5 protein-coding genes and 1 pseudogene are annotated in these 12,087 nt (G+C 69.4%); 4 read left to right on the top strand and 2 right to left on the bottom strand.

From position 1 onward, the window contains the following. Positions 1-263: 263 nt before the first annotated feature. Positions 264-1,901 carry a methyl-accepting chemotaxis protein gene (locus tag IAI53_RS04965; RefSeq protein WP_187717017.1) on the top strand — a complete coding sequence of 546 codons (1,638 nt, stop codon included), beginning with the start codon at positions 264-266 and terminating at the stop codon, positions 1,899-1,901. A 98-nt stretch (positions 1,902-1,999) separates the two neighbouring features. Further along, entirely contained in the window at positions 2,000-3,880 is a 1,881-nt protein-coding gene (locus IAI53_RS04960) for a methyl-accepting chemotaxis protein (RefSeq protein WP_187717016.1), read from the top strand. A 235-nt stretch (positions 3,881-4,115) separates the two neighbouring features. On the opposite strand, the pseudogene IAI53_RS18435 reads toward IAI53_RS04960, so the two are convergent. Continuing rightward, positions 4,116-6,190, bottom strand: a pseudogene (locus IAI53_RS18435) (methyl-accepting chemotaxis protein). A 155-nt stretch (positions 6,191-6,345) separates the two neighbouring features. Next, positions 6,346-7,830 carry an AAA family ATPase gene (locus tag IAI53_RS04940; RefSeq protein ID WP_187717015.1) on the bottom strand — a complete coding sequence of 495 codons (1,485 nt, stop codon included), beginning with the start codon at positions 7,828-7,830 and terminating at the stop codon, positions 6,346-6,348. A gap of 395 nt (positions 7,831-8,225) precedes the next feature. On the opposite strand from IAI53_RS04940, the gene IAI53_RS04935 reads away from it, so the two are divergent. After that, on the top strand, positions 8,226-9,878 hold the full coding sequence (locus IAI53_RS04935) for a HAMP domain-containing methyl-accepting chemotaxis protein (protein WP_187717014.1): 1,653 nt from the start codon (positions 8,226-8,228) through the stop codon (positions 9,876-9,878). Positions 9,879-9,947: 69 nt separating this feature from the next. Further along, positions 9,948-12,074, top strand: a complete 2,127-nt coding sequence (locus IAI53_RS04930; protein ID WP_187717013.1) for a putative bifunctional diguanylate cyclase/phosphodiesterase — start codon at positions 9,948-9,950, stop codon at positions 12,072-12,074. The last annotated feature ends 13 nt before the right edge of the window (positions 12,075-12,087 follow it).

Here is a 12,087-nt window from a genome sequence, read left to right as displayed (position 1 = left end):
TAGTTCACCGCCAACTGTGAAACAGAGCCTTACAAATTGTCAATCGGGAACTGCAGCGCCGCGCAAGGAGCGCGTTGATAACACTTTTGTACTACATATGAATGACGACGGTGCGCTTGCGTCATGAAGCCCAATCCCGGCCTGAGCCAGCCACGAAGCACTTGCCGGACAGCCGGTGCCCGCTCGCCGGACCTGTCTAAAGTCGGAACTGTTCGCGGCCGATATGGAATCGCAACCCCTACTATCCGTTTCCGAGGTGAGCCATGACCGTAAAGACCCGCCTGATCCTGCTCTCGCTGCTCGCCTCCGCCGGGGTGTTGCTGGTGGGGCTGTTCTCTCTGTTCACGCTCTCGCAGTTCAACCGCGACCTCAATGGGGTCCTCGAGCGCATCGAGACCGGCCAGCACGCGCTGGTCGCGGTGGGCCGGGCGGACTCCGCCTTCAAGACGCAGATCCAGGAGTGGAAGAACATCCTGATCCGCGGCAACGACGCCGAACTCTTCGAGCGCTACCAGAAAGGCTTCCGCGAGGCCGAGGCCGAGGTCGCCGACGAACTCGGCAAGCTCGCCCCCTATCTCGCGATTGAACCGGCGGTGAGCGCCAACCTCAACGCCCTGCTCGCCGAGCACAAGCAGATGGGCGAACGCTACCGCGCCGCGCTGGCCCAGTTCGACCGCTACGATCCCGAGGCCGGCAAGACGGTCGACCGCGCGGTGCGCGGCATGGACCGCGAGTTCTCCAAGGGCCTGGCGGAGATCGTCGAGTCGATCCAGAAGCAGGAGGCCGCCAACCATGAACTCGCGCTCGCACGCGCGCAGGACAGCTATGAAACGGTACGCGCAGCCCTCCTTATCGCAGCCGCGGCAGTGATTGCCGGTGTCGCACTGATGGCCACGGTGATCGTACGGCGCATCGCCCGCAGCCTGTCGGCTCTGGAGCGCACCATGACCCGCGTGGCGGCGGAGCACGACCTGCGCATGCGTGCGGAGGCCCAGGGCCGTGACGAGATCGCCGCCACCGGGCGTGGCTTCAACGCCATGCTCGACAGCTTCCAGGCCCTGGTGCGCGAGATCGGCGGCCAGGCCGAAAGCGTCGCCGGCAACGCCGCGGCGGTGTCGGGCGCCGTTGGCGAAATCGACGCCAGCGTCTCCGTGCTCAATGATTCGACCGCCACCGTGGCGGCCTCGATCGAAGAGCTCACCGTATCCATCAACCACGTGCGCGACAACGCCGAGCAGACCCTGGCCATCACCCGCGAATCGGCCGACCTCGCCAGCGACGGCGGCCGCGTGGTGAGCCGCACCGTCACCCAGATGCTGGGCACCGTGGAAGAGGTACGCGCCGCCGCGCGGCGGGTGGAGCAGCTCGGCGAACAGTCGGCGGCGATCACCGGTATCGTGCAGACCATCCGCGAGGTGGCGGACCAGACCAACCTGCTGGCGCTCAACGCGGCCATCGAGGCCGCCCGCGCCGGCGAACAGGGCCGCGGCTTCGCGGTGGTGGCCGACGAGGTGCGCAAGCTCGCGGAACGCACCGCGCTCGCCACCCAGGACATCGGCGAGAAGATCGACGCGGTGCAGGCACAGGCCGACCGCGCGGTGGCCGACATGCGGCGCATGGTCGAACAGGTGAACCAAGACGCTGAGCTGGCCCGCGAGGCCGGCGAGGTGATCGTGCGCATCGAACAGGGCGCACAGCGCGTGGTCGGCGTGGCCAGCGACATCACCAGCGCACTGCGCGAGCAGGCGGTGGCCAGCGACACCATCGCGCGGCAGCTGGAGACCATCGCGCGATCCAGCGACGAAAGCACCGCCGCGCTGGCGCAGACCTCCGGCTCGGTGCGCGATCTCGAGGCCATGGCCGCGCGCATGCACGACGCCGCAGCCCGTTTCCAGGTCTGATCGCCCGCCACCCGCACAGCAAGGTCGCCCACGCAATGCCGTAACCGAACCGACACAGCATCCACCCGCGGCAAGCGACGCCGCACAGGAGGCCGACGATGAAATCGCTGCAAGCACGCCTGATCGCCTTCGTGGCGCTGATGATCCTGCTCACCGCCGCGGTCAGCGGCGCGGTCTCCTACTACCAGTTGCGCAACCTGCTGCTCGACAGCGTGGAGCGCGAGGGCCGCGGGGTTGCCGCCGGCTACGTGCAGCTGGTGTCGGAATGGGTGGGCTCGCGAGCGCGCCAGGTCGCCGCGCTGCGCGAGGTCGCGCTGGACGAGGACATCCTGCCGTGGCTGCAGCGTTTCCAGCAGGGTGGCGGCTTCGACCTGGTCTATGTCGGCTACGAGGACCGCCGCACGGTGTTCAGCTCGCCGCAGAACCTGCCGGCGGGCTACGACCCCACCGGGCGACCCTGGTATCAGGGCGCCGAGGCCGCCGGCGACCGCAGCTTCGTCTCCAAGCCCTACACCGACGCCTCCTCCGGCCTGCTGGTGGTGTCGCTGTCGGCCGCCGTGCGCGAAGGCGGGCGCACCGCCGCCGTGGTGGCCGCCGACGTGTCGATGGACAAGCTGGTCAAGGCCCTGCTCGACAACCCCATCCCCGGCGAAGGCCAGGCCTTCCTGCTGCACCGCGACGGCACCATCCTGGCGCATGCCACGCCGGACCTGGTGCTCAAGCCGGTCGGCGAGTTTTCCGCGGACCTGGATCCGGCCCGCGTCGAACGGATCGCCGGCGGCGACGCGCTGGCGGCGATCCGCGCAGGCGGCACCGACTACTTCATGCTGGCCCGCGCGGTGCCGGACACCGACTGGGTGCTGGGCATCGCGATGAAGCGCGAGGTGGTGCTCGCCCCGCTCGACACCCTGCTGCTCGGCATCGTCGCGGTGCTCGCGCTGGCCACCGCGGCGGCGGCCGGCATCGCCTCCATGGTGCTCTCGCGCCTGCTCTCCGGCCTGCGTCGCATCCGCAACGCGCTGGCCGAGATCGCTCAGGGCGAAGGCGATCTGACCGCCCGCCTCGACATCCGCAGCGAGGACGAGATCGGCAAGGTCGCCCAGGCCTTCAACACCTTTCTCGGGCGTCTGCACGAAATGTTCCGCTCGCTCAACGACGAGACCGCCCGGCTCACCGGCGGGGTACGCAGCCTGGAGGACACCATGGGCACCATCGCCGCGGAGTCCAGCCAGCTTGCCGACATCTCCAGCTCCAACGCCGCCACCATCGAGGAGATTACCGTGGCCGTCTCGCACATCGCCGACAATGCCGGCGACGCCGACCGCCTGATGCACGAGACCGGCGACCTGTCGGCCAACGGCGTGCAGCAGGTGCGCGAGGCGGCGAGCAATGCCGCCCGCACCATGGACGAGGTCAACGCCCTGTCCACCGTGCTCGAACAGCTGGAAACCAGCTCCGAACAGATCAGCGGCATCGTCGAGGTGATCCGCGAGATCGCCGACCAGACCAACCTGCTGGCGCTCAATGCGGCCATCGAGGCCGCGCGCGCCGGCGAACAGGGCCGCGGCTTCGCGGTGGTGGCCGACGAGGTGCGCAAGCTCGCAGAGCGCACCGCCGGCGCGACGCTGGAGATCGGCAAGATGATCGAGCGCGTGCGCACCGAGACCGGCCAGGCCGCCTCGCGCATGCGCACCACCACCAGCGAAGTGGAAACCAGCGTGGCCTTGAGCAATGCGGCGGCCGAACGCATCGCCGAGATGCAGGCCCGCCTGCAGGAGGCGGTGGAGCGCATCGGCGAAATCGCCCTGTCCACCCGCGAGCAGACCAACGCCACCACGCTGATGGCGCAGAGCACCGAGCAGATCAACGCCCGCCTGCTGGCCGCCGACGACGCGCTGCAGACCTCGCGCCGGACGCTCTCGGAGATGAGCGCGGTCGCCGACGCCACCGAGCGCCTGCTCTCCGGCTTCAAGCTCTGAGCAGCAGGAGCGGCCTTGGCCGCGAGTCGTGCGTTGCTGCGGGAACCGTCGCATCGCGGGCAAGCCCGCTCCTACCGCCGAGGCCCGCGAAGGGTTGGTAGGAGCGGCCTTGGCCGCGATTGGTGCGTTGGTACCCGAACCGCGCAATCGCGGCCAAGGCCGCTCCTACGGGGGATGCCATGCCCGATGCAAATGCGATACCGGGCAAGTGTTCGGTTGAGATCTCTGAGCCGGGCTAGATCCTGAAGCGCGACACGGCGCGGGCGAGCACGCCGGAGACCTCCGCCAGTTCGCGCGAAGAGCCGGCCACGCTGGCCACCGAGGCGGCGCCTTCCTCGGACATTTCGGCGATCCGCTCGACGTTGCGCGCAATCGAGGTGGCCGCTTCCGACTGCTCGTTGGTGGCCAGTTCGATGTCGCCCACCAGGGTCACGCAACGCTCGGCCGCACCGTGGATGGCCGACAGCGCGTCGCGCGCCGCCTCGGCCAGCGCGACCCCGCTCTGCACCTGCTCTTCGGCGCGCTGGGCGCCACCGGCCGCCTCGCGGGTTTCGTCGCGCAGGGTTTCGAGGATCTGGGAGATCTCGGCGGTCGCAGCGCCGGTACGTTCGGCCAGCTTGCGCACCTCGTCGGCCACCACCGCGAAGCCGCGGCCCTGTTCGCCCGTCGGGCGGCCTCGATGGCCGCATTGAGCGCCAGGAGGTTGGTCTGGTCGGCAATTTCGCGGATCACCGTGGCGATGCGGCCGATATCCTCGGAGGAGGCGGCCAGGCGCTCCATGGCCCGCGCAGTGCTCTCCGCGGTATGCGCCACCTTGCCGATTTCTGCCGCGGCGTTGCTCGCCGTGCGCATGCCCTCGGTGGCCAGCGCCGAGGATTCGCGCGCCACCTCGGTGGCACGGCGGGCGTGTTCGGCCACCTCGTTGATCGCCACCGTCACCTCCTCGACCGCCGCCGCGGTCGAGGATGCCGCCTCGCTCGATGCCGCGGCGCCGGCAGACACCTGCTCGCTGCTGCTCGCCAGCACCCCGGACTGGGTCGACACGCGCTGCGTGGTCTGGTGGATGGAGACCAGTATGGTCTGCATGTTGGCCACCATGCAGTTGAAGGCATCGGCCAGATGGCCGATCTCGTCGTTGCGATTCACGTGCACCACGCTGCGCAGGTCGCCCTCCTTCTGCGCCCGCGCCACCATCTGCTCGAGTTCGCGCAGGTCGCGCACCATGCCGTGCACGTAGAAATGCAGATAGGCCTCGAGGACCAGCACCAGGCCGATCAGCACGCCGAACACCAGCAGTGCGTTGCGATAGCGCGCTTCACCGGCGTTCATTTCCTCCGCGCCGACCCGCAACTGCACGGCGATCAGGCGGTCAAGGCGATCCTCCAGCCCAGCATGGTCGAAGCGGCGCTCGTCGCGCGCCAGCGCACGGGCCTCGTCGGCCGCGCCGGCGGCGAGCAGGCGCCGGCCTTCGGCAAGATAGCCGGCAAAGCCGCCCAGCAGCGGATCGAGCTCATCGGCCAGGCGGCGTTCGTCCTCGACCAGGTAGGTGGCGCGGAAGGCCTTCCATGCCGACTCGATACGTGCGGCGGACTCCTCGAGCACCGCCACGCGCTGGGCGGCGTCCGCCGCCTCGGCCGTCGCCATCGCCAGCCGGGCATCGCCGCCAGCGTCGCGTATCGAGGCCAGCTGGCCCATGACCACCAGGCGGTCGTCGTAGACGGTGCGCAGCGAGGCATTGGAAGCCTGCATGCCCAGGTAGCCGGTGGCGCCAACCGCGAGCACCGCCAGCAGGATGGCGCCCCTGCTGGCGGCCAGCCGTTCGCGCATGCTCATGCCGAGGATGCGCCCCAGCAGGCCGGTGCGCACCACCTGGCCGTGGCGGATCGCCAGCCCACGCGCACGGCCTTGGCGGAACCGCCGGTACAGCCTGTCCACCACCCGCACGGTGGCGGGGTCCACCCGCCGGCGCACCGACTCGTAGCCCACCACCTGGCCATCTTCGCGGACCGGCGAGGCAAAGGCCTCCACCCAGTAGAAACCGCCATCCTTGCGCCGGTTCTTCACCAGCCCGCGCCAGGCCTCGCCGCGCTTGAGGTGGTCCCAGAGGTCGGCGAAGGCTTCCGGGGGCATGTCGGGATGGCGGATGATGTTGTGCGGCTGGCCGATCAGCTCTTCGCGGCTGAAGCCGGAGAGCTCGACGAACAGGTCGTTCGCCTCGACGATGCGCCCCTTGAGGTCGGTGCGGCTGTGGATGATGCGCCCCTCGGGCACTTCGGTTTCAACGGCGGTGACCGGTTGATTGTTTCTCATGCTGCACCTCGCTACCCGGCAGGCCGGCCACGTCTGAATTTGCTGCGCCAGCTAACGGCTGCAGACGCGGACAACTTTAGCATTTGCTGATGAAGAAATCCGGGGGCCTCGCTTCAGTATGCGCAAGGAATGAGCGGATTTCCCGCAAAAATTGCTCAGGGGGTGCCCTTGGCGGACGCGGGCGTGGCCCGGTCCTGCGACCAGATGCGCAGCTGCTTGATCTGTTCGGCCATGGTGCGCGACAGCGGCACCATGCGCGAGGTGCTCCACAGCACGTCGCGCTCGGTGAAGGCGCGGCCCTCCTGCCAGGCATGCACCACCGCGGCGCGCACCGCCTGCTCGATCTCCGCACCGCTCCAGCCTTTGGTCACCACCGCGAGGGTCTTGAGGTTGAAGGTAGCCGGATCGCCGCCCGCGGCCTGCAGGTGGATGTCCACGATGCGCATGCGCTCCTCCTCGGTCGGTAGGTCCAGGAAGAAGAGCTGGTCGAAGCGTCCCTTGCGGATCACCTCGGCGGGCAGCTTCTCGATGCGGTTGGCGGTGGCCACCACGAATACGCCTGCGGGCTTCTCCTGCATCCAGGTCAGGAAGCTGGAGAAGATGTTGGGGTTGTTGCCGCCACGCAAGTCCGAGTCGTAGCCGAAGCTGTTCTCCATCTCGTCTATCCACAACGCCACCGGCGCGATCTGCTCGGCCATGCGCAGCGCGCGGTCGAAGGCATATTCCGGCGAGCCATGCGCGCCCGAGAGCACCAGGTTCATATCCAGGCGCACCAGCGGCAGCCGCCAGGCGCTGGCCACCACCTTAGCCGCCATGCTCTTGCCGCAGCCGCTCACCCCCATGAACAGCACGCCGGCCGGCATCGGCACCCCGGTCGGCGCCTCCCCGGAGAAGAAGGCCCGGCGGTTGAGCACCCATTCCTTGAGGTTCTCCAGCCCGCCGACGCGGTCGATGTCCACGACCTGGTCGATGTACTTCAGGCAGGCCTCGCGCATCAGCAGCGCGGCCTTCTCGCTGCGCACCTCGGCCAGCACCTCGTCGGGCGCAAGGCGGCCTTCGGCCACCAGGCGGCGGACGAGATGCCCCGCCTGCGCCAGCGTCATGCCCTTCATCGCCCCCGCGGTGCGGGCAAACCAGTCCTCGGACAGGCTCGCGGCTGCCGGCAGCGCAGCCGCCACGCGATGCATTTCGGCAAGGATCTCCTCGTCGTCCGGCACGCCGGCTTCAATCACCCGCAGCGCCTCGGTCAGGGTTTCGGGTACCTGCAGTTGCGCGCACGACAGGAACACGCAGCTCTCGCGCCCCGCCAGATCCTGGGCCAGGTCCTTGAGCCCGCGCACCAGTTCCGGCCGCTGCGCCAGGAGCAGCGGGAAGTCCTTCAGCAGAAAGAAGGCCTCCTGCCGGCTGGCGCGGATGTGGCGCAGCGCCTCGAGCGGATCGAACACCGCGGCGATCTCCCGCCCCTGCACGGTGAAGCCGCGGGTCTGGGTCCAGCACACCACCGGGCGGCCGGCGGCGAAGCGGGCCTCCGCCAGCGCGGCCAGCAGGCGCTCGACGCGCGCCTCGTCGTCGCTGCGCACATACACCAGCGGGTATCCCGCATCGAGGGCCTGGTTCAGGCGGGAAAGGGCGAGCTTCATGGTGATCCCCGGTCGAGTTCTGCCGTGCGCAGACGGGCGCTTCGATAGTTGCCCGATATGACACAAGTCCGATGCTGCCAGCGCGGCGCCCGGTCTGCAACGCCGCGCCATCATGCTCCCGCAGGAGCGGCCTTGGCCGCGATGGGGCCTTCGATCAAACAACCGCTGCATCGCGGCGAAGGCCGCTCCTACGGAGGCTGAAGAGGCTGGGTGCAGCGGTGCCTCCACCCCGCGCGCAGCACCGGACTAGGGAAAACCCCGCTCGCCAGCCGCGCGCGCAGCGGAAATACTTCGGCCGCTGCGCATGCGCCGGGGTGTCCCGCGCCTGCGGCCAGGCGTCGCAGAACGCCGGCGCCAGCCTATGACGAAACGGATAACTACAGGAGACAGGCCAGATGAGCCCTGCCACGCGCCCAGCGTCCACACCCCGCACGCCGCTCGGCGTCCGCACCCTGCTCTACCTCGCCTTCGCCGCGCTCTGTCTGGTGGGCGCCGGCCTGGGCGTGCTCGGCCTCGACGGCATGAGCCGTAGCCTGGGCGGCCTGGACGCGGTCTACAAGGACCGCGTGGTGCCGCTGCGCGACCTCAAGGTGATCTCCGACCAGTATTCGGTATCGGTGGTGGATGCGGTGCACAAGGTGCGCGACTGGGCGCTCACCCCCGACCAGGCGGCCGAGCGCATGCGCAAGGCGCAGGCCAGCATCAACGAACGCTGGACCGCCTACCGGGCGACCTCGATGAGCCCGGCCGAACGCGAACTCGTGGCCCGTGCCGAGCCGCTGCTCGAACAGGGCAACGCCCTGATCGACCGCATGGCCAGTTCGCTGGAAGGCGGCATCACCAGCGAGGTGACCACCATCGCCTCCAGCGAGCTCTACCCGGCCATCGACCCGATCGCCCAGGTGATCCAGGAACTCACCGAACTGCAGCTCGAACTCGCCCATTCCACCTTCGAGGCCCAGCACGCCGCCTACCAACGCCTGCGCCTGACCATCATCGCGGTCATCGTCGCCGCCGTGGCGCTGAGCGCCCTGGCGGCGGGGTGGTTCGTGCGCAAGGTAATCATGGGGCCGCTGGACGAGGCACGCAGCTTTGCGCGCCGTATCGCCGCGGGCGACCTTGCCGCCGACATCCGGGTGCATCGCATGGACGAAATCGGCCAGTTGTCCGAAGCGCTGCGCGAGATGCGCGGCGCGCTGCGCGACATGGTGCGGCTGATCGGCCACAACGCCGAACGCATCGCCGCATCGTCCGACGAACTGTCCGGCGCCTCGGCCCACATCGCCGAAGCCAGCGAGGAGCAGTCGCAGGCCGCCTCGTCGATGGCCGCGGCGGTGGAGCAGATGACGGTGAGCATCAACCACGTGGCCGACTTCGCCGCCGACGCCCGTCGCATGGCGGAAGAGTCCGGCCAGGCCTCGCGCGAGGGCGAAGGCGTGATCAACGAGGTGGTGCAGGACATCAGCCGCATCGCCGACTCGGTGAACAGCGCCGCCAACGTGGTGCGCGAACTGGGCGGGCACTCGCGCGAGATCGCCTCGGTGGTGAACGTGATCCGCGAAGTGGCCGATCAGACCAACCTGCTGGCGCTCAACGCGGCCATCGAGGCCGCCCGCGCCGGCGAGCAGGGTCGCGGCTTCGCGGTGGTGGCCGACGAGGTGCGCAAGCTCGCCGAGCGCACCGCGGCCTCCACCCAGGACATCGCCCGCATCGTCGAACTGATCACCTCGGGCACCGACCGCGCGGTGGGCAGCATGGAGCGCCAGGTGGACCAGGTGAAGAGCGGCGTGGAGCTGGCCGCCAAGGCCGGCGACGCCATCGGCCTGATCAACGCCTCCTCCAGCAAGGTGGTGGCCGCGGTCGGCGAGATATCGGTGGCGCTGGGCGAGCAGTCCTCGGCCAGCACCGAGCTGGCGCAGAACGTGGAGCGCATCGCCAGCATGGGCGAGCAGAACAGCGGTGCGGTGCGCGATTCCGCGCAGTCCGCCCGCGAACTCGCCGGCCTGGCCGGCGAACTGCGCCAGGCGGTGGCGCGCTTCAGCCTGTGAGCCGCGCCCGCCTCGTTCCGGACCGGCGAGCGCGCTCGCTCGGAGATGGCTTGACCACCAGCCCATACGATGAAAGAACGTAACCGCATTCCGCAGCCGTTCGCCGCGGAGACCCTGCTGGCGAAAACCTTCGACAGCATGGACGACGTCGTCATCGTCGTGGAGCGCGACTCACGCCGCATTCTGGTGGTCAACCGCGCTTTCGAGCACACCTTCGGCTACCGCCGCGAGGAGGTGCTGGGGCGCACCACCGAGTTCCTCTACCCCGACCGCGAGGTGTTCCTGCGCGGCGGCCGGGAAAGCGCAGCGGCTTTCGAGCACGCGAATGCCTTCCGCGGCACCTTCCCGATGCTGTGCCGCGATGGCACGGTCATCCAGACGCGCCACACGCTGAGCCCCATCTACGACGAGCAGCATCGCCTCATCGCTTCGGTCAGCGTCATCCAGGACCGCTCGGAATGGCTGCGCACCGAGGACCGGCTGCGCGAGCAGGAGGCCCTGCTGAGCGCGGTGGTGACCAACCTGCCCTGCGGCGTGTTCCGGCGCATGCTGGCGCCGGATGGCACGGTGAGCATCCCCTTCTTCCGCGGCGCCCTGGCCGGCGAGATGGGCATAGACCCCGAAGGCGTGTCCTTCGGGGCGGATGTCGTGATCGAACGCATGCACCCGGAGGACCGGGTGCATTACATGGAACGGGTACGCAAGTCGGCCGCCACGCTCACCCCCCTGGACATGGAACTACGCACCCGCCGGGCGAGCGGCGGCTACTGCTGGGTACGCACCGTGTCGCGCCCCACGGCCCTGGCCGACGGCAGCGTGCAATGGGACTGCGTGGCCTTCGACATCTCCAGGGAGAAGGCGGCCGAGGAGCGCGCGCAGCGCCTGGCGAGCTTCGACCAGTTGACCGGCCTGGCCAACCGGCGCCTGATCCGCGAGCGTCTCGAAGCCCAGCTGCAGGAAGCGCGCGAGAGAGCCCTGAACGTGGTGATCGCCGCGATCAACCTGAACCGCTTCAAGTACGTGAATACCACGCATGGCATCGAGACCGGCGACCGCATCCTGGTCGAGGTGGCACAGCGGCTGGGGCGCGAGCTGTGTTGGGGCCACGCCGCAGCCCGCCTCGGCGGCGACGAGTTTCTTGTTGTGCTGCCCGCGCGCGCCGGCGCCGACAGCGCGCTCCCCCTGCTGCGCCGGATCTCGGAGGTGCTGGCCATGCCCTACCGGGTCGCCGACGAGACCCTGCACCTCACCACCAGCATCGGCGTATCGGTCTATCCGGCCGACGGCGGCGACGCCGAGCAGCTGCTGCGCAGCGCCGAGACCGCCCTGCACCGCGCCCGCAGCGACGGCTGCGCCCAACTGGCCTTCCATTCCCCGGACATGAGCGACAGCATGGCCGCACGCGCTTCGCTGGAGCGCGCCTTGCGCGCCGCCATCCACGGCGGGCAGCTGACAGTGCATTACCAGCCCCAGGTCGATCCGCTGACCTCCCAACTGGTCGGCCTTGAAGCACTGGTGCGCTGGCAGCACCCCGAACGCGGCGAGATACTGCCCGGCGAGTTCATCGCCGTGGCCGAGGAGAGCGGGCTGATCCGCCCCCTCGGGCGGCAGGTGCTGCTCCTTGTCTGCCGCCAGCTGCGCGCATGGCTAGACCAGGGCCTCGCACCGGTGCCGGTGAGCGTCAATCTGTCGGTCAAGGAGGTCGACGGGGGCCTGGTCGACCAGGTCACCGCCGCGCTGCAGGCGGAGCGGATCGAACCCGGCCTGATCGAGCTCGAGATCACCGAGAGCTCCCTGATCGGCGACAGCGGCGAGATCGCGCTGGTGCTGCGCCAGCTCCGCACGCTGGGCGTGCGCTTCGCGCTGGACGACTTCGGCACCGGGTACTCCGCCCTGGGCTACCTGCAGCGCTTCCCCTTCGACAAGCTGAAGATCGACCGCAGCTTCATCCGCGACATCGCCACCGACCGCAACCAGGCCAACCTGGTGCGCGCCATCGTCGCCATGGCCAACAGCCTGCACATGCTCACGGTGGCCGAGGGCATCGAGACTCCCGCGCAACTGCGCAAACTGGTCGGCATGGGCTGCAACATCGTGCAGGGCTGGCTGTACGGCAAGGCCGCACCGGCCGAGCAGATCACGCCGCTGCTGCGCGACGGGCGCCTGGTGCCGTCCCCTGCCCCGGTCTCATCCTGACCCGCAGGCTGCG

The organism is Thauera sedimentorum (assembly GCF_014489115.1).
Lineage (GTDB): Bacteria > Pseudomonadota > Gammaproteobacteria > Burkholderiales > Rhodocyclaceae > Pseudothauera > Pseudothauera sedimentorum.
This window is presented reverse-complemented; position numbering and strand designations above follow the sequence as displayed.

Coding starts and splice junctions, on each gene's coding strand:
- IAI53_RS04960 (WP_187717016.1), top strand. CDS start 2,000: ATGAAATCGCTGCAAGCACGCCTGATCGCCTTCGTGGCGCTGATGATC.
- IAI53_RS04935 (WP_187717014.1), top strand. CDS start 8,226: ATGAGCCCTGCCACGCGCCCAGCGTCCACACCCCGCACGCCGCTCGGC.
- IAI53_RS04965 (WP_187717017.1), top strand. CDS start 264: ATGACCGTAAAGACCCGCCTGATCCTGCTCTCGCTGCTCGCCTCCGCC.
- IAI53_RS04930 (WP_187717013.1), top strand. CDS start 9,948: ATGAAAGAACGTAACCGCATTCCGCAGCCGTTCGCCGCGGAGACCCTG.
- IAI53_RS04940 (WP_187717015.1), bottom strand. CDS start 7,830: ATGAAGCTCGCCCTTTCCCGCCTGAACCAGGCCCTCGATGCGGGATAC.